The sequence below is a fragment of the Nocardia sp. NPDC059236 genome (genome assembly GCF_042754085.1).
Taxonomy (GTDB): domain Bacteria; phylum Actinomycetota; class Actinomycetes; order Mycobacteriales; family Mycobacteriaceae; genus Nocardia.
In genome coordinates this window covers 146256-161845 of sequence record NZ_JBHZAF010000021.1, presented here as the reverse complement: position 1 = coordinate 161845, position 15590 = coordinate 146256, and the positions used below count along the sequence as shown (strand labels likewise).

Below are 15590 nucleotides of genomic sequence, written 5' to 3'. Positions count from 1 at the left end.
CCAACGCCGTTACGGCGGGCGGCGACGGCCTCGATACGCAGGAACTCGTCCTTCAGCAGCCAATGCTTGTAGGACGGGCGCAGCAGCGACTTACCGATCCACTTGCCCGGCTCCATCTTTCGCGAATAGACCACCAGGCGGCTCACCGGGAGAGTGAGCGGCGTCGGCCCGGAGACCATGCCGCCGCCGGTAGCCGGTGCCAGCTGCTCGATCGAGTCGAGACCGCCGTCGAGGGCGACGTTCCATGCCGAGATCGTCGATTGCGGGCGCGGCGCGAGCTTGTGTAGCCAGATACGGCCGTCGCCGTAGTCCCGATAGACCTGCTCGCACACCGCGTGCCCGAATTGCAGTGAGCTCAGCGAGTATTCGAGGTGTTGCTTCCACGAGAACCGGCCCTTGCGCCGCGCCGGCGCGGCGACATCGCCGCCGCCCTGAATCGGCACGCCGAGGTTACGGGCGACGAACTCGGTAACCTCAGCACTCGCCCCCGCCGCGGCGATATGCCAGTTCGCGCCAGTGATCGGCAGGCCGATCGCCGACAACAGCGACGTGACGCGGGAGTCCTCGCGCTCCATGCGCGTGTAGATCTCGATCGCGGCCGGCCACTGCAGCTCGGGAACGCGTTCGAACTGCTCCCACTGCGAGAAATTGCCCAGCCCGCTACTGGAATTGAGCCCGGAAACGTAGCCCTTCTCGCGAAACACGGGCTTGGCGGGCTTGACCTCGGTAGGCACTGGTCACCTCCTAGAACGCTGCGGCGAACACGTCGAGCTCGGTCGACCGGGTGGACTGGTGCGACCGGGCGGCCGCGGTGCGCGTGCCCGTCGAGGGCGAGGCGGGAGGGCTGGTGATCTTCCCGAGCGTCAGCAGGCCCCAGCGGGCCAGCGAAACGACCTGCGCGGCAGTCGCATACGGTGCGGTGTAGTCCCAGCGGACGCCGCCGCCCTTGACCTCGATCGTCGGTGTCGTCTCGAGCGCCCTGTACAGCCGCTCGTCGCCCGCGTGCGAGATCCGGCCCTCGCCCGCGTCGTCGATAAATCCGCCGCAGCTCTGCGCGGCCGCGCCGGCGTGCGTGATCTCGGGCTCGATACCGACCTCAGTGAGCTTCGCGGCCAGCGCCGCCGCCGGGGAGCTGGAGTTGATCACGACCGCGCACGGATCCCAGCGTTCGACAAGGTCGACGATGCGGGCGATCACGGGCGCGGGCGGGCCGTAGTAGCCGATCTCGACGCGGATCCGCTCGGCACGGCCCTTGGTCCGGGTCGCGGCAGCGATCATGCACGTCTGCCGGTCGGTCGACATCTCGATCGCCAGCGCACGCGGGCCATGCACACGGACATCGGTCTCGGCGAGCTGGTCCCACCAGTCCAGATCGACCGCGGGCTCGACCTCGTCCTCGTCGACGGGCCAGTCGCCGCGCCCGAGGTACTCGCAATCGAAGACCTTGCGGCCGGCCTCGGTCGCGAACTTCTTGAGCTCGCCCTCGAGCTTCTTTTCCGTCGCGATCACGCCGTAAGAAGGATTCGCCAGTCGCCAGGTATCGGGGGCTGCACGGTCGCCATCGCCTTCCATCCATTCGGCGAAGAACAGGCCCGTCTCGTCGGCGGCACGGCCCCGTCGACGCACCGACGCGAGAACCTGCCCGTTGGGGTGATCGGCCTGGTTGACCGCGCTCGAGGTGTAGATCGTCTGCGGATCGTCCGCGTTCATCTTGGTTGGGCTGAGCGCGGCCATGTCGGCCTCGGTGAGGTCGTACGCCTCGTCGTAAATCTCGAGGTCGATCTCGTCCAGGCCGCGCCCGGCGTGTGCCGACCGGGTCGTGAACACGACCTCGGCGCCGGTGGTCAGCACGATCGTGCCGCGACCCTGCGAGCAGGTCTTCGACTCGACGCGTTTCGCCATCCACGGGGTCGACTTGACGATCGCCCACGTGCGTTTCCACAGCGATTTCGCTGTCTCCCACTGGTGCGCCGAGAAAATGATCTTCTCGCCGAGCTTGAACAGCCCGTACAGCACCCGCAGCGCCAGGACGAGGCTCTTGCCGTTCTGTCTGGGCACGATCAGGCAGCACTCGGGATGCGTCCATGTCCCATCGGCGTTGCGCGCCATGATCCTTTCGAGGGACCACAGCTGCCACGGCATCATGCGGATGCGTGAGCCCGACAGTTTGCCCAGCGCCGCCGCGCGCATACCGAGGTCGAAGTCGCCTGGCGTGTAGAGCAGCGCCTCGGGCGTCTGTCGCCCGGTGAGTTTCGGCCACTCCGCGGCAATGATGTCCGCGAACCGAGCGTCGACGTCCTCGCTAGAGATCGTCGAGAGGGTCATACCCACCTGCGCCCCCCGCTTGGCTGCGCTGGCGGCCGATGTCGGTGAGCATTTGCCGGAACACGGTCGCCTGCTGCCGGGCCTCGGTCAGCGCCGAGTCGATCTTGACCTCGAGGACGGCGTCGTCGCCGCCCCGCGCGGTCACCAGGCGGGCCCACAACTCCTCTTCGCCGCGGATCAGGCGGTCGAGACGGTCCAACCGGTCCTTGATGCGGGCCGCCTCAAGGACGAGTGCGGACAACTCGGCCGAATCGGCCGGATCGCTGAGCGATTCGAACAGTTCAGCGCCGCCAGGGGCGAGATCGTGGTCCATTCCCACCCCCTCGGCGCCGGAAGTTTCGGGCCGTACAAAAAAAGATCCTGACTACCGCGATCGAGTCAGGCCCCCCGGGGGTCGGAATAATCCCAGGTCAGAGCCATATTCGGCGTTTGTGCAGGTCAGAGGCTCGCCGGGGCCCAGTCCAAGACGTTGCCCGGACACCCGCCGCGCGTCCGGGTGAGCGCCGGACGCAGGTGGTCACGCGAGCCGTCGCCGCGGGCCTTGTTGCACACCCCATGGAGCAGGCGGTCGGCCTTGGTGCCGCCCTGGGATCGAGCGTGCGAGTGGTCGGCCGCGAGGCTCTCGCCGTCGACGTTGCGGGCCGCATCCCGGTACATGGGCTCGTCGCACCACCAGCAGCGCGCGCCGTCGCGGTGCCGGGCGAGCAGGGCGTCGCGCTGTTGCTGGTGGCGCCAGCCGAGGCCCTTCTGTGTCGTTGTCCTGCGGGTGGCCATGGTCAGTGGTGCGTGATAGCCGGTCCGGCGGCCGCACTGTTCAAGGCTGGCTCGAGTTCGTCCCACAGCTTGAAGTGGTCGACGTGCACACGGTCGAGAGTGAATCCACGGAGAGAGCCGCGCGTGACACCGCTGTAGTAGCGGAAGCGGATCCATCCGCCCGATGGGCAGGTGATCTGCTGACTGCCATTGGTGACGTTCAAGCGCTCGCCGGTGCGCAGAAACTGCCGGGCGGCGGCGAGCAGGTGGGCGACCGCGTCACGATTCACGGTGACGACGAGCACGCGGTGGCCCTTGCGCATGTCGACGAGGGCGGCGGCCAGGGCCAGGTTCAGCGCGGTCCGTGGCTGAGCATGGCCAGGATGTCCGCCCACCACGTGAGAGGCAGGACGAGGATCGGGTGCTTCAGCATCATTGGCCTGGTCCTTGTCGGTCCGGAGGAAGTCCGCGAGCAATCGGCGTTGCCATGGCACGAGTTTGGTTGCGGGGGTGCGGGTTTCGTTGGTCATGGTCAGAAGATGGCGCCGAACAGGGCACCGACGACGTTGGCGGTGGCGCGGCCGACGAGCGACCAGTCGACCAGGTGAGCGGCGGCGGACAGGGTTTCGACGAACATGGCTACTCCTCGGGATGGTGCGGGTGGGGGGTGTAGCGCGCAGCGGGCCCGCTGGACTGCGTAGAGGCGGGCCGTCCCTCGGTGCATTGCGTGGCCGAGGTTGCGGAGCGACCGGCGCAGCGGCCGGCCATCGGTGCTCGTTGGACTGCTTGCCGGATTGGTCCGGTTTGACGCGCTACAGGCATGAAAAAACCGCGGCTGACGTGTTCCGGGGTCGGGTCGTCAGTCGCGGTTTGTAGTGCCACAGTAAGCGACCAGCGGGTTTGCGCGCAACAACCTGGCGCGCGTGCATCACGTGCTTGGGTAGCGGACTCGCCAGCGGGTGATCGTGGTCCGGCCGACACCGATCTTTTCGGCAGCGGCGTTCCGCGAAAGGTGCGCTGTGCGGTGTACCGCATCCTCGATCGAGGCGTAACCCGCCTCTTGCACCCTGGCCAGCATTGCCGCGCGGCGTGCTGCCTGCGCTGCGGGGTTGTTGGCCTGGGCGGAGAGTCGGCGGGCGTGCTGCACTGCGGGCAGGTTGTCGGTGGCTGCCCGCACCGAGGCTGAGCGTCGTGCCAGCTCGTCGAGTGGCGGTGTGGCGGCTCGCATCGGGGCCAGCCGGTCCGGGTCGGCGGCCATCTCGGCATGCCTGGCCTCGGAGAGGGTTTCGCGGCTGGCATGTGCCATGAGAGTGGCGCTGGCGGGCAACCCGTGCTCGGTGCGGTACTGAGTGGCGGTGAGCTGGTGGGCACGGCTCAGGTGTGGACCCAGGGACCGAAACCTGCGTCCGCACGTCAGGCAGGTCACGAGCCCGTCGTCGTCGGCGGCGTCGGCGCGCCTGGACCGTCCGGCTGGTCGCGGGCCGTATGCCACGGCCGCGAGGTCGGGCCAGTCCCACAGCAGGGCGCGCGTGGGTAGTGCGCAGGCGACCGGTGCGGGCCAGCGGGCGCGCTGCGTGCCCATGACCGTCTTCAGTGATGCTGCGCTGGCGAACCCGAGCCGGGGCGCTGCCTCGGCTCGGGTCACCAGCTCGCGTGCTGCGTGGATCACCGGCGGCCGTCGCGGATCTGGTAGACCCGCTCGCGGGAGATCCCGGCGGCGGCGGCGATCGCGGTGATCCCGACCCGCTTGCTTTGCGCTGCTGCCCGGATCACAGCGTTGAAGACCTCGTCGGCGGCGTCGGCGGCGTCGCGGGCCGCGGTGCGCCGGGTGGTGACATCAGCGATCTGGTCCAGCCACGGATCGGTGGCAGCGGTGTCGGTGTCGTTGAGCTGGTCGGCGAGGATCTGCCACTGGTCGGGCTCGGGGGTGCCGTTGTCGTCGGTGTCCACGCCGGCGGCGAGGGCGGCCAGGTCGTCCTTGGTGACGGGTGCGTCGTCGCCGCGGTCGATGATCGCGTTCGGGTTCGCGTTGTTCCAGAGGTTCTGCAGCTGCTCGATGGTGATGCTCATGATGTCCGACTCCCCTCTCGGCGCTACCGTGCGTAGCGCGCTACACACATAGTGTGCACGAGCGAGGTGAGTTTGTAAAGCGCGCTACAGAAGGCGCTGGCGCAGCCTCGATTCCCTCGCATCGGCCCGCCTTGCCGTTTCATTCAACAGAGAGCGCTGTACAACGATACGTACATGCTGTATAGTAATACATGTCGGACGGGGTCGGACCCGACCGGCAGACCGATGAAAACGAACCAAGGAGAACCAATGGACAACATCCAGCGACAGGCATACGAACTCCGCTTCCAGCTCCGCGCAGGCGAGGTGTACGACCGGATCGCCAAGCGACTCCGCGCCGAGCTGTACCCGCCGATCGAACTCGAAGCGCGGATCGTGGGCGTCGTCGGCCCGCTCGACCTGATCGCCAGCGCCGAGAACGCGCTCGGCGCGATCCGCGACACCCAGGGCAGCGAGGTCGTCAAGCAGATGCTGATCGAGATCGTCGAGGAATGGCTGACCGGAATGACCATCTACCGGGTCTGCACCGCCGAAAACGGCCCGGGGTGGATGCTCCGCGCGGCCATCATCGCGGCGACGCGGGCGACCGAGGACCTCGAACGCCTCGAGGAGATCATCCTCGCCGACCAGGACGACGAGGGCGACACGAACTAGCAAGCCAGCAGGGCCCGGAACCCCCGGGCCCTGCCCCTTGAACGGCGAACGGCCGGCGGGACGGGGCGCACGCGCCCTCAATCGGAATCCCGCCGGCCGGACCGACTACTCACGAACGGAGTACACAGCGATGGTAGACCCGACCAGCGACGCCACACCAGCCGCGAACGGCCTCACGACGGCCGAGATCGCCGAGCGCTACGACCGCGCGCTGAACACCGTGCAGAAACATTGGGTTACCAACCCGCGCTGGCCGGCCGCCCTGCCGACCAAGCGCGGGAATTGGAAGCTCTACGACGCGGCGGCCGTCGACGAGATCGTGCGGGCGGTGTTCGTACCCGAGGCACCCGAGCCGGTCGGCGACCCTGGCGACTTGCTGACTCAGAGCGAAGTCGCCGCATACCTCGGCATCGCGACGGGCACGCTACGCGGCTACATCTCCCGCGGCCAGTACGTCGAACCGGACGACACCAAGGGCGGCAAACGGTGGTACCGCCGGACCGTCGACGCGAACCGGCCCCAGCGGCGACCGGCTATCAAACGCGCGGATCGTTGACGAGCGCGAAGTCGTGCAGGCCGCTCTGGTCGCCGGTCGCGGTGAACTCGCGGCCGGCCACCTCCGACAGCGGGATATCGCAGTCGCGGGCGATCTCGGCCGCGTCGAGGTCCATCGGCTCGCGGCCAGTGTGCCAGGGCGTGACGGCCTTGGCCTGGTCGCCGCTGGTCAGGATCACACGCAGCATCGCGCGCCCGTCCGGCTGTACCTCGTAGGTGCGCGCGGGTTTGCCCCAGTCCCACAACTCACTCATGCCGAGGATTGTCTCGATCCTCTGAACGGTGGCGGAAAGCGGGTCCGAGGCACCCTGAAGATGCCCGGGCCCTATGACCTCCACATGCAGGACGCCATCTCGATCGACCCACCCGACACTGTCGCCAGGCTTCAGCGCGGGCCCCTGATATTTGTACGGTTCGCTCACGCTTCCGATCCTCCCTCTGCGGCACAGAGCGCCTGTTGAATGCACGCCCAACCGGCCCCGTGTCGGCCGGCGATGGTGCTCGTTCACTCGTGACTACGCATGCCCAGCGGGCCAGCCGTGAGCACTACGCGTTGGCTTTCCGCGAACCAGACAGGTAGTCGAGATCCAGGCTCTCTGTTACCAGGAAACGTGACAACGGAAAGTCATCGACCGCAGCAAGTTCAGCGGTGACTGAGCCGACGATCGCCGTGAGTTGCATTGATTCTGCGGTCATTTCGCACTGCATGGCCCAGGCTTCGGCGAGGTACTGCCATGCGAAATATCGTTCGGTCGGGCCGATGCCTTCGTCTTGCAGATATTTGGCATACCACGCGATCTGGTCTCCGATCTTCTCAGTCGCGGGTGGGGCCAGGTCGTCCGGGCATGTCTCGATGTCATCCGGGTCCGACGGCACCACGTCCGGTTCCAGAATGACGATGAGAGTCAATTCATATGGTGAAGCTGACCAGTCTTCGCAGTGCACCCGGAACGAGTGAACCTTGGCGAGCGCCTTCCCCATCGGGGACTGTTCTCTGCGTGCTTTCGACCGCAGAGCCTTCGTGAGCGGCCTCAGGCACTCGACGACATCGTCCGGATAGGCAAACCGGCCGAAACGCCGGGAGATTGAGAACGCAAACTCGCGAATCTCCTGATCAGTCTTGACTCCTTGGACACGCTCGAATGAGACGAGCGCCGACTTGGAAACTGTTGTGATGCCATCAAGGTCGGCGAAGAAGCCCTGGCCCAGTTGGGGAATGGCGACGTACTGTGTTCGTCGTCCAGATGCCGCCTCGCCTGCTTCATCGGGATCGCGTATGTGCACCACGGGCGCAAGTTGAATATGGGTGCGCCCAGGTTGCGAAGCATCGCATGACTGGCTGACGACCACCGCGCCGTGCATCGTCTCGACTTGCTGGGGTTTCCACATGGAGTCGAAGACGAATGTCATCGCGCCTGCGAACACATCTCCTTGGCGCCAATCACGGCAAAGCTCACCAAGTTCAGGGGTAAGAGCCTGTAGTGCGAGATCCAAATCGCTTTCCTGTTCACGATGTCGAGCACGCAATCTTTAAGTCTTCACACGACGAGTGGTCGATCTCAGTCCGTCTGCGTACGCAGGGGCTCGCGGATCGCATCCACGAGCCGCTCAGGACCAAACGGTGCACCCCAGGTCGGCCCCGCCGAGCGGTCGCGGCGAAGGCGATCGACAATGCTCAGGCCGTCGGGCTCGACCTGAAGGAGGCGCGCACGAACCATCTCCGGTGTCTGCGGAGAAATCACGGCCTCGATATCTCGAACGATCGCCGAAAACGAACGGAGGCGTCGCGCATTCGACTCATTGAGTCGCCCACCGTTGGCCCACATGTGCACGGCACGTCGCGAAACGCCGAACACCTTGCCCAACTGGTCCCAAGTGAGCCCAGAGTGCGCCTTGATCCAGGCGATCTCTTCGCGATCGCTCCTCGACTCGGCGCCCTCAACAGGTTTCGCGCCGACCGGCTCGGGATTCGATCCAAGTTCGCCGCGGCTGGTTGCCCCCACCATCGCAAACGATGCGGCGCGGTCGTACTGATCACCGATCGATGTGGCCCCCAAACCGCCGAGCATGACGACAGCCGAAAAGAGAAGGGACGCACCTGCGCCAACGGATGCCCGAGTGCTGGGCAGATTCCCGAACTCGGTGCTGGTGCCGAGGTCATCGAATTGGTACCCGGTGACCAGTTCACGAACGTCGAGCGCACCTGGTGACGTCATCATTGCTGGCCTCCGTGGGCTGCGAGGAACTCGCTGGTCACCGCCCAGCGGAAGAACTGGTAGCCCCTCAGCGCCAGGGCGCAAACGTCCTCAAACAGATTCTCGCCGTTCTGCGTCCCCGCCTCCCACTCGCGGAACGAGTCCATATCCAATAGCCACGTTGAGTAGTCGTACTGCGGGCGTGCGACATCAACCTGGGCGCGGGCAGGAAGCAATCCCCAACGCGCACGAAAGGCCCCGCCTTCAGGGAACTCGAACTGAGCATCACTTAGTGCCGCCGTGAGAGTCGCGACATCGGGATCCTGATAGATCGGCATACCCAGTACCTCAGGCCGAAGAAGTTCCGGTAGCCGCTTCAGGTGGTCGCGGTCTGCCACCTGATTGATGTAGCGAATTCCAAGCCGTTCGATGTATGGGACCGCTACCTGCTGGTTAAGGGCCTGCCAAGCGTCGGTGAGTCGCTGGGCGAAGTCGCGTCGAGCAACGTACTTCGTAGTGTCGATGCTCAGGAAGGTGCCGCTGAAACTGATCTGCCAGGTGCGGTCGGCACTTGAAACACGCCAGATCCGTGTGGTGTTGGCACTCTCGCTGACCCCTTCCGGGGTGATCACGACAGAGACACCCTGGCCAATCTCCATCACTGGATATTGGTCGGCAAGAGCCGCAGCAACACCCTGTGCCACTGCGTCCTCCTTGGTCGCGAAGTGGGTGAGGTGAGGAAAGCGGATCTGCGCGATCGTACGCACAAGCGGCGCCGAAGACAGAGGGATGTTGCCGGGCTCTTGGTCGGCGAAGGGATTAACAGGTGTCGCCATGCTTCACACTCTAGTTCACGCCACGCCAATGGTGAAGAGAGTAGTGAAGTGATCTCTTCGCCGTCGCGTCGGCGACATCTGCCAACGCGCACCAGCTGTCGGGATCACTCATGCTTCCGATCCCCACTCAAGGGCCCATTCGGGCCGGTAGTCCTCGTGCTCGGCCCAGATGGCGGCGATCGGGGCGAGGTCGGCCTCGATCATGTCCCCGGTGTCGTGATGTCCCCAACCCTGCGCGATCCGCCGGGCCGTCGAGCGGATGAGCGCACGCCAGGCGGCGCACTCGCGCAGCACCTCGCGCGGGCCCGTCGCGCCGGGCACAAACATCGACGACGCGCCGCCCTCGGCGCTCCGCCGCGCGAACCGGGACCACTGATATTCGACGGTGAACTCGCCTGGTGTGAAGTACTTTTCGAGCTCGATTGCCTCGTTCGCGGCGGCCTCGCGCTCGGCAAGGCGCGCCTCGATGAACTCCTCGATGGTCGGCATGCTCAATTCCTCCGCAGGTGTCCACGCTCGTATGCAAGCTGAACCGACCTCGCCCGCATGTCGTCCTGGTGCTGCTGCTCCTCGATGGATACCGCGATAGCCATGGGCCGCGCCGACTTGGGCTTATCGCCGAGTTCCTGCACGATCCGCTCGATCTGTTCCTGCGGCACGGGCAGTTCGGCCAGCCGCTTCGCCAGCGCCATGTCCGCTTCGGCCATCGTCCGGTGCGGGCGTATGCCGTAGACCGTCCTCCGGGCATCGTCGGTCATGCTGCCGATCCTCCCTCGTCGTCCTCGGCCCCGCCCTTCGCGAGGTCGAGCGCGTCGCCGCACCGGTAGACCGCAGTGTCGGTCGGATTGTGTTTCGTGCTGGTGATTCGCCCGGCCCGGTCCACCCAACCGCGCTCGGTGAGCTTGTGCGTCCGGATCCATCGGTACAGCGTGGTTTTCGCGACCGGTGCGCCGAGCTCGGGGAGCACGCGCAGTAGCTCGCCGGCGGTGTAGAGCTGCTCGGCCGCCGAGTCCCGCGCGGTGGCCTCGATCGCGGCGACATCGTATTGCGCCCAGCATCCTCGGCACCGGACGTAGGACTCGCCGGGGCCCGCGTGCAGCTCGGCCGAGCATGCTGGGCACATGCCCCGGTAGCGGCGCTCGGCCCGGTCGACCACGCGCCGCATGCCGTCCGTAGCGCCGGTGATCTCGGCGAGCGCGTCGCCCGCCGCGGGGTGCGTGCGCAGGGCGTGCGCATGGCATGCCAGCCACACCGCGGCCTGCTCTATGGGCGTCGCAGGTTCGGCGAGGATGTCGGCGCCGCGACCGGATTTCACGCGTGCCCGCCGCCGAGGCGGCCCGACGGGCGCGCCCTCGAGTCCGTACACGACCACGCCCTCGAGCCAGTGCACCACCTCGACGACCGGCGGCGCGTCGAGGCGACCGGTGCGGCCGTTGACGGCGAGCTGCACCAGGCCGCGCGCGCCGATCGGAATCTCGACGCGAAGCTCCTCGGCGACCAGGCGGGCCCACGTGCCGACGGCGGTGTCGAGACGGTGCCGGGCGCGGTCGCCGCGCAGCGTCGCGCCGACCTCGTCTTGTTCTGCCCACTCGGGCAGATCGCGGGCGATGGACTGCACGGGGAGCGCGGTCTCGGCTGAGCGGCCGCCGTAGCGGCCCGCGCTCACCCGGGCGAGGCCGGCGCGCGTGGTCGTCCACTCGGCGACCAGGCCGGGCACGGCGAGCAGCTCGACGACGAGCCGCTCGGAGCACGGCACGCACAGGGCCCAGCCGTCCGGGCAGGGCCGCATGCACGCTGGGCACTCGATAGCCATACGGGGTTTCGCCTCCTCGGTCAGATGATGTGGTTACGGCGGCCGGTCAGGATCGCGACGAGGTCGCGCATCCGCATGAGCACGTACTGATCACCAAACTTGGTGGTGCCTATGCGTTTCGCGACGACGATGCCCGCGAGTGCGTCATCGTGGCCGCGCTCCTCCTCGGCCTCGGCGGTCCAGGCAGCGGCCTCGATCCGCCCGCCGTAGTCCTTGCATTCGACGACGATTCGGCCGCCGCCGTGGGTGCGCAGGCCGGAGATGTCGCCGCGGTCCTTGCGGCCGTTGCGGACTCGCCGCTCGATGCGGTCGTCTCCGAGCGCGGCGGCCAGGCCGCGGGCGATCAGGGTCTCAAATGCTGTGCCCGCGCCTTTCGCGCTGGCGCGTGAGCGCCGGCGCTTCGGGCTTGCGGTCAGCATTTCGCCGAGGGCGTCGGCGTTGGGCGCGTGGTCACTCCGCCACCGATCGCGCCCCCATTCGCCGGTGTCGGGTTGCTCATCCCACGGCAGGTGCGGGCAAGTCTCGCCGTCCTGGGCGTACTTGCCCCGCACGCGCTCCAGCCAGCCCGTGTAATCGGCCCGTGCCATCCGCTCGATGGCCTCGGCGCGGATCTTGGCGGGGGTCATTCGGTCACTCCCAACGCGCGCAGGCGTTTCCGTGCGGCCTCCATCGTGGCGGGGTCCGCACGCATAGCGGCGAGGGCCACAGCGATGACTTGATCGAACCCCTCCAGCACGCCGGCCACCTCTTCCGAGGCCGTCACGCCGAACGCAGCGAGGAGGGTGGCGAAGGCATGGTGGGCGGCGACGTCGGCGACGCACGCGAGGTACGCCTCGGCGGCGAGGTCGCGGGCCCGCTCCTGCTCGGTCTCCAGCTCGCGGAGGGCCTTGTCGACGACTCGGCGGCGGTTGGAGATTGCTTGCTCGTCAACGGGTTCGGTACCACGGCCTGGGCCCACCCATCCGTCAAGACCCGAAGCGTTCCCGTCATCCCAGACGTCTTCGAGAAGAGCCCGGATCGTGTTGTCACCCACGGTCGTTCACCTCCCGCAGCTCATACACAGTGCCGCCCGCTCCGTCAGCGGTATCGAGGGCGAATTCGAGGTCAGCGAAAACCCTCTCGCCAACCAGCTGCACGTCCTCGTAGTCGAAATCGCCGCAAAGGACGACGTATCCACACCCCTGCTCCAGCTCGGCGACACGGGCGGGTGGACGCCAGCCGCGGTACGCCGCAAGAGCATCCAGCAGCTCGGCGTTTCCGAGAATCGCGTTAGCGGCTCCCAGGGTGTCGACCGTCAGCCCGACGCCCTTCAAATCCCACGAATCCCACAGCTGCCGCATGAGTGCGTGCCGCAAGTCGGCGAGCTGACCGCGGCTCGTGTTGTCAGCCACGGCCGGCCTCCCATGCCGCGAGGGGCGCGACCGCGGCGACGTACACCTCACGGAGGTTGTGTCCGGGGCTGCCGTAGGTTTCGTACGCCTCGCCGCGCTCCTCGATGTCCTCGAACAGGGCCGGGTCGGCAGCCTTGATGGCGGCGAGGGCCTTGCGGTACGCGGCGAGCTCGGCGCGGGCCTCGTCGCGTTGAGTCTTGCGAGTCAACGCGATGTCACGCCATTCGTGGAAGAGGTGGATGTTCCACCTCAGCTTGTCGAGCAGCGGGCCGAGGTTGAGCCCTGCCCACTCCGCCAGGCCGAAAGCCTGCTCGCTGGTCAGCAATTCACCGGGCTCGGGCAGCAGCCGTTGGCCTTCGGCGATGAGGTCTTGGTCAGGCATCGCGAGCCTCCTTCGGGATCGGGTTGGGTACGGATTCGGATGGCATCGGGATGGGATCCGGATGGGATCCCGATCCGATGAGTCGCATCGCGAATGTTTCGGCCTCGCCGGTCAGGCCGAGGGCGAGCAGGTCGATACCGAATGCCTTGCGCAACACGGGGCTTGCAATGGCGTCGGCCGCGCGCAGGGCACCTTTGAGGTGGTTTGGGTGGCGGGTGAGGCCGGCCAGGTCGAGGTACCAGCGCAGCAGCACCTCGAATGTCTGGTCGTCGACGATCACGAATCCGGCGGCGTGGAGCGCTTTCAGGTCGGCCTGGATGTCGGCGACGGTGGTGTCGTCACATGCGGCGGCCCACTTGTCGACCATGAGCGGCAGCACTCCGGCGGCGGTCAGTGTCGCTTCGGTAAGCAGCTGCACGTAGAGGGCTTGAGCGCTGCGCGGCAGGGCGCGGAACCGTTTGCGGTTCCACAGTTTCCGCAACAGGTCGGTGTGATCACGTGGCATCGGGATGGCCCCGGGTCAGTGGTCGGCGAACGGCTGGTGCGGGAACCCCTCCAGGGCCAGTGGTTGGCCGTCGGCGAGCTCCTGGCGCCACAGGTAGGCGCGCTCGCCGATGATGCCGCCGTCTTCCCACATGTTCACCAGGTGACGGGCGGCGAGGTCCGCGGCGGCGGGGTCGATGCGCTGCAGAACAGCGAGCAGGTAGGCGACACCGAATTCGTTGACCGAGAGCCCCGACCAGGCGGCCAGCAGATCGGATCCGACCTTGCGGCCCAGATCGGCGTCGAGTTTCGCGACGGAGGCTTCGATGTCCTGGATTGCGTCGAATCGCTTCTGCTGCATTACCGCCGAATCGAGTGTGGTGGCCAGCAGTGACAGCGCGGGCTGGGTTTCGTCGCCCGCCCACTTCGGCCACGGCCACTCGCTCGTGTCGGCGGACCCGATGGCGCGCTTGCGGGCTTCGAGAATGGCCGCGCTCTGCTCGGGGCTGATGGCGCTGGGATCGAGCCCGTCCCAGTCGATGTCGGTGGCTTCGAGTTCGCGAGCGTAGCGGCGCATGTCGAACCAGCTGTCGAGCGCGACCCGGCGTCCGCTGGGGATGTGGGTGAGGGAGCGGCCGTAATCGGCGAACTGGACGGTGCCGGCGTCGTCGACGGTGAGGGCCGGGACGAGCGCGAAGTGCTCAGTGACCATCTCGCCGATGACCTCGGCGTAGCGGTCGTCGGGCAGCGCGATGGTCACGGGAATCAGGCCGAGCGTGTTGTTGGACATGGATCTTCTCCTCGAGGTTCAGGCGGCAGTGCGGTTGGCAGCGTGCAGCTGCTCGTAGTAGTCGGGGTCGCCGGGCATCCACGGCAGGATGTGGGCGTGCTGCAGGCTCGACGGCCAGTGGCGTTCTTCGCGGGATCCGCGCCAGGACACGACGTCGACGAGCTCGGCGCGGCCCTTGCTGGTGTCGTTCGCCGAGCGGCGCAGCCCGAAACCGAACTCGGGCCAGCGCAGCCACATCGACGATCCGATCGGGGCCATCGAGCGGGTGCCATCGGCCGCATTGCCCTTGCCCGCGTGGGCTTCGGTCAGTAGTGCGAAGCCGTGCCGTTCGCGCAGCCCGTCGAGCACCCAGGCGATGTCGCGCGCGGGTTTCTCGTCGTTCGGGTTCTCATGGTGCAGCTTGTAGAGCGGGCCCAGGACGAGCAGGTCGGGCGCGGTGTCGGTGATGACACGCTCGAGCCATGCCGTGTCGGTGCTGCCGAGCAGGTCGATACCGGCGGGCCGGACCTCGATGGCCATCGACTCGTTCCAGTCGACCGGCGCGAGTTCGCACAGGATGCGGCGCTGGTTGACCTGCCGGGTCATCCAGCGGTAGCGGCGCCGGGATTGAGCGGGCGAGTTCTCGCAGTCGACGACCAGCACGCGGATCCCCTGACGGCCGGAACCGAGCACGGTCCCGGTGAACGGGTGCAGTCCGGCGGCGAGGGTGCAGGCCATCTGGGAGCAGAGCACGGACTTGCCGCCGCCCTCGGCGCCGGTGAGCACGATCCGGTCCATGCGTTCGAGCAGGTTGGGCACCAGCCAGTCGTGCGTGTCGGGGATGGACAGGAAATCGCCCATGCGCGTGGGTGGTTCGGTGACGGCGGTGGCGATGCGTTCGGCGTCGTCGCACGCGCGGCGGGTCTCGCTGATCGCGGCCGCGATGTCGGCCGGGTCGGTACCCGAGGTCCAGGCGGTCTCCATGCGCTGCGCGAGCCGCATCCCGACCTGGGACAGCTTGCGGGCAGCCGAGAGGGCGCGGATCCGTTCGGCGTGCACCCCGGCCGACTCGGGCAGGCCCGCATAGTCGCCGCAGTCGAGCAGGGTCCGCGGCTTGATCCGTGCCGGGACCAGGCCGCGGTTCTGCGCCTCGACCAGCACGGTGTTCTGGTCGACCGGGTGGCCGGCGGTCATCATCTCGGCAATGACGATCGCGATGTGTCGTGCCTCGGGGTTGAACCAATCGTCAGGCTGGACCGACAGGAACTCGTTGCGGCAGCGTTCCGGCGCGAGCAGCGCGGTCCCGATCAGGGCGCGCTCGGCGGTGGCGTCGTAGGGGGCGATGTGGGTGTCGGTGGTCACGT

The 15590-nt window shown here is 67.4% G+C and carries 22 protein-coding genes and 1 pseudogene; 2 read left to right on the top strand and 21 right to left on the bottom strand.

Going from position 1 to position 15590, the window contains the following annotated elements:
• The 7 genes and pseudogenes from ACFXIV_RS38695 to ACFXIV_RS38665 all read right to left on the bottom strand — a co-directional run.
• Positions 1 to 734 (bottom strand): annotated as a pseudogene (locus ACFXIV_RS38695) (hypothetical protein); the annotation flags it as partial.
• Positions 735 to 744: 10 nt separating this feature from the next.
• Positions 745 to 2190, bottom strand: a complete 1446-nt coding sequence (locus ACFXIV_RS38690; protein ID WP_379421411.1) for a hypothetical protein — start codon at positions 2188 to 2190, stop codon at positions 745 to 747.
• A gap of 112 nt (positions 2191 to 2302) precedes the next feature.
• Positions 2303 to 2638 (bottom strand): hypothetical protein, encoded by a 336-nt coding sequence (locus tag ACFXIV_RS38685; RefSeq protein ID WP_379405737.1) that lies wholly within the window; start codon positions 2636 to 2638, stop codon positions 2303 to 2305.
• Positions 2639 to 2763: 125 nt separating this feature from the next.
• Positions 2764 to 3099, bottom strand: coding sequence for a hypothetical protein (locus ACFXIV_RS38680; RefSeq protein ID WP_379405735.1), 336 nt, complete (start codon positions 3097 to 3099; stop codon positions 2764 to 2766).
• 2 nt (positions 3100 to 3101) lie between these two features.
• Entirely contained in the window at positions 3102 to 3608 is a 507-nt protein-coding gene (locus tag ACFXIV_RS38675) for a hypothetical protein (RefSeq protein WP_379405733.1), read from the bottom strand.
• Between the two features lie 398 nt (positions 3609 to 4006).
• Positions 4007 to 4723 carry a MucR family transcriptional regulator gene (locus ACFXIV_RS38670; protein WP_379405731.1) on the bottom strand — a complete coding sequence of 239 codons (717 nt, stop codon included), beginning with the start codon at positions 4721 to 4723 and terminating at the stop codon, positions 4007 to 4009.
• Positions 4724 to 4743: 20 nt separating this feature from the next.
• Positions 4744 to 5148 carry a hypothetical protein gene (locus ACFXIV_RS38665; protein ID WP_379405729.1) on the bottom strand — a complete coding sequence of 135 codons (405 nt, stop codon included), beginning with the start codon at positions 5146 to 5148 and terminating at the stop codon, positions 4744 to 4746.
• A 249-nt stretch (positions 5149 to 5397) separates the two neighbouring features.
• On the opposite strand from ACFXIV_RS38665, the gene ACFXIV_RS38660 reads away from it, so the two are divergent.
• The gene (locus ACFXIV_RS38660; protein ID WP_379421410.1) at positions 5398 to 5802 is read left to right on the top strand and encodes a hypothetical protein; all 405 of its coding nucleotides are present in this window, start codon (positions 5398 to 5400) and stop codon (positions 5800 to 5802) included.
• Positions 5803 to 5932: 130 nt separating this feature from the next.
• A complete protein-coding gene (locus tag ACFXIV_RS38655) occupies positions 5933 to 6358 on the top strand; it encodes a hypothetical protein (protein ID WP_379421409.1) in 426 nt (141 codons plus the stop codon).
• Here ACFXIV_RS38655 and ACFXIV_RS38650 read toward each other — a convergent pair.
• The 14 genes from ACFXIV_RS38650 to ACFXIV_RS38585 all read right to left on the bottom strand — a co-directional run bounded on the left by ACFXIV_RS38650 (position 6339) and on the right by ACFXIV_RS38585 (position 15588).
• Positions 6339 to 6779 carry a hypothetical protein gene (locus ACFXIV_RS38650; protein ID WP_379405205.1) on the bottom strand — a complete coding sequence of 147 codons (441 nt, stop codon included), beginning with the start codon at positions 6777 to 6779 and terminating at the stop codon, positions 6339 to 6341. The genes ACFXIV_RS38655 and ACFXIV_RS38650 overlap by 20 nt on opposite strands.
• Before the next feature lie 124 nt (positions 6780 to 6903).
• Complete coding sequence (locus tag ACFXIV_RS38645; RefSeq protein ID WP_379405207.1) at positions 6904 to 7851, bottom strand: hypothetical protein; 948 nt, start codon at positions 7849 to 7851, stop codon at positions 6904 to 6906.
• A gap of 65 nt (positions 7852 to 7916) precedes the next feature.
• Positions 7917 to 8576, bottom strand: coding sequence for a hypothetical protein (locus ACFXIV_RS38640; RefSeq protein ID WP_379405209.1), 660 nt, complete (start codon positions 8574 to 8576; stop codon positions 7917 to 7919).
• Positions 8573 to 9388, bottom strand: a complete 816-nt coding sequence (locus tag ACFXIV_RS38635) for a TIGR04255 family protein (protein WP_379405211.1) — start codon at positions 9386 to 9388, stop codon at positions 8573 to 8575. The genes ACFXIV_RS38640 and ACFXIV_RS38635 overlap by 4 nt, the downstream gene beginning before the upstream one ends.
• 108 nt (positions 9389 to 9496) lie before the next feature.
• Positions 9497 to 9877, bottom strand: a complete 381-nt coding sequence (locus ACFXIV_RS38630; protein ID WP_379405213.1) for a DUF6221 family protein — start codon at positions 9875 to 9877, stop codon at positions 9497 to 9499.
• Between the two features lie 2 nt (positions 9878 to 9879).
• On the bottom strand, positions 9880 to 10146 hold the full coding sequence (locus ACFXIV_RS38625; RefSeq protein ID WP_379405215.1) for a hypothetical protein: 267 nt from the start codon (positions 10144 to 10146) through the stop codon (positions 9880 to 9882).
• A complete protein-coding gene (locus tag ACFXIV_RS38620) occupies positions 10143 to 11201 on the bottom strand; it encodes a hypothetical protein (protein ID WP_379405217.1) in 1059 nt (352 codons plus the stop codon). The genes ACFXIV_RS38625 and ACFXIV_RS38620 overlap by 4 nt, the downstream gene beginning before the upstream one ends.
• Before the next feature lie 20 nt (positions 11202 to 11221).
• Positions 11222 to 11827, bottom strand: a complete 606-nt coding sequence (locus ACFXIV_RS38615) for a hypothetical protein (RefSeq protein ID WP_379405221.1) — start codon at positions 11825 to 11827, stop codon at positions 11222 to 11224.
• Positions 11824 to 12234 (bottom strand): hypothetical protein, encoded by a 411-nt coding sequence (locus tag ACFXIV_RS38610; protein WP_379405223.1) that lies wholly within the window; start codon positions 12232 to 12234, stop codon positions 11824 to 11826. Before ACFXIV_RS38610 ends, ACFXIV_RS38615 begins: the two co-directional genes overlap by 4 nt.
• Complete coding sequence (locus tag ACFXIV_RS38605; protein WP_379405225.1) at positions 12227 to 12592, bottom strand: hypothetical protein; 366 nt, start codon at positions 12590 to 12592, stop codon at positions 12227 to 12229. Before ACFXIV_RS38605 ends, ACFXIV_RS38610 begins: the two co-directional genes overlap by 8 nt.
• Positions 12585 to 12974 carry a hypothetical protein gene (locus ACFXIV_RS38600; RefSeq protein ID WP_379405227.1) on the bottom strand — a complete coding sequence of 130 codons (390 nt, stop codon included), beginning with the start codon at positions 12972 to 12974 and terminating at the stop codon, positions 12585 to 12587. The genes ACFXIV_RS38605 and ACFXIV_RS38600 overlap by 8 nt, the downstream gene beginning before the upstream one ends.
• The gene (locus tag ACFXIV_RS38595) at positions 12967 to 13479 is read right to left on the bottom strand and encodes a hypothetical protein (RefSeq protein ID WP_379405229.1); all 513 of its coding nucleotides are present in this window, start codon (positions 13477 to 13479) and stop codon (positions 12967 to 12969) included. Before ACFXIV_RS38595 ends, ACFXIV_RS38600 begins: the two co-directional genes overlap by 8 nt.
• 15 nt (positions 13480 to 13494) lie before the next feature.
• Positions 13495 to 14247 carry a hypothetical protein gene (locus ACFXIV_RS38590; protein ID WP_379405231.1) on the bottom strand — a complete coding sequence of 251 codons (753 nt, stop codon included), beginning with the start codon at positions 14245 to 14247 and terminating at the stop codon, positions 13495 to 13497.
• A gap of 18 nt (positions 14248 to 14265) precedes the next feature.
• Positions 14266 to 15588: an AAA family ATPase gene (locus tag ACFXIV_RS38585; protein WP_379405233.1), complete on the bottom strand. Its 1323-nt coding sequence runs from the start codon at positions 15586 to 15588 to the stop codon at positions 14266 to 14268.
• Between the last annotated feature and the right edge of the window lie 2 nt (positions 15589 to 15590).

Bases quoted from the DNA above. Each gene is read 5' to 3' on its own strand.
- ACFXIV_RS38690 (WP_379421411.1), bottom strand. From the start codon at position 2,190: ATGCGCGCGGCGGCGCTGGGCAAACTGTCGGGCTCACGCATCCGCATG.
- ACFXIV_RS38675 (WP_379405733.1), bottom strand. From the start codon at position 3,608: ATGACCAACGAAACCCGCACCCCCGCAACCAAACTCGTGCCATGGCAA.
- ACFXIV_RS38630 (WP_379405213.1), bottom strand. From the start codon at position 9,877: ATGCCGACCATCGAGGAGTTCATCGAGGCGCGCCTTGCCGAGCGCGAG.
- ACFXIV_RS38640 (WP_379405209.1), bottom strand. From the start codon at position 8,576: ATGATGACGTCACCAGGTGCGCTCGACGTTCGTGAACTGGTCACCGGG.
- ACFXIV_RS38615 (WP_379405221.1), bottom strand. From the start codon at position 11,827: ATGACCCCCGCCAAGATCCGCGCCGAGGCCATCGAGCGGATGGCACGG.
- ACFXIV_RS38635 (WP_379405211.1), bottom strand. From the start codon at position 9,388: ATGGCGACACCTGTTAATCCCTTCGCCGACCAAGAGCCCGGCAACATC.
- ACFXIV_RS38625 (WP_379405215.1), bottom strand. From the start codon at position 10,146: ATGACCGACGATGCCCGGAGGACGGTCTACGGCATACGCCCGCACCGG.
- ACFXIV_RS38660 (WP_379421410.1), top strand. From the start codon at position 5,398: ATGGACAACATCCAGCGACAGGCATACGAACTCCGCTTCCAGCTCCGC.
- ACFXIV_RS38620 (WP_379405217.1), bottom strand. From the start codon at position 11,201: ATGGCTATCGAGTGCCCAGCGTGCATGCGGCCCTGCCCGGACGGCTGG.
- ACFXIV_RS38590 (WP_379405231.1), bottom strand. From the start codon at position 14,247: ATGTCCAACAACACGCTCGGCCTGATTCCCGTGACCATCGCGCTGCCC.
- ACFXIV_RS38600 (WP_379405227.1), bottom strand. From the start codon at position 12,974: ATGCCTGACCAAGACCTCATCGCCGAAGGCCAACGGCTGCTGCCCGAG.
- ACFXIV_RS38685 (WP_379405737.1), bottom strand. From the start codon at position 2,638: ATGGACCACGATCTCGCCCCTGGCGGCGCTGAACTGTTCGAATCGCTC.
- ACFXIV_RS38665 (WP_379405729.1), bottom strand. From the start codon at position 5,148: ATGAGCATCACCATCGAGCAGCTGCAGAACCTCTGGAACAACGCGAAC.
- ACFXIV_RS38655 (WP_379421409.1), top strand. From the start codon at position 5,933: ATGGTAGACCCGACCAGCGACGCCACACCAGCCGCGAACGGCCTCACG.
- ACFXIV_RS38595 (WP_379405229.1), bottom strand. From the start codon at position 13,479: ATGCCACGTGATCACACCGACCTGTTGCGGAAACTGTGGAACCGCAAA.
- ACFXIV_RS38680 (WP_379405735.1), bottom strand. From the start codon at position 3,099: ATGGCCACCCGCAGGACAACGACACAGAAGGGCCTCGGCTGGCGCCAC.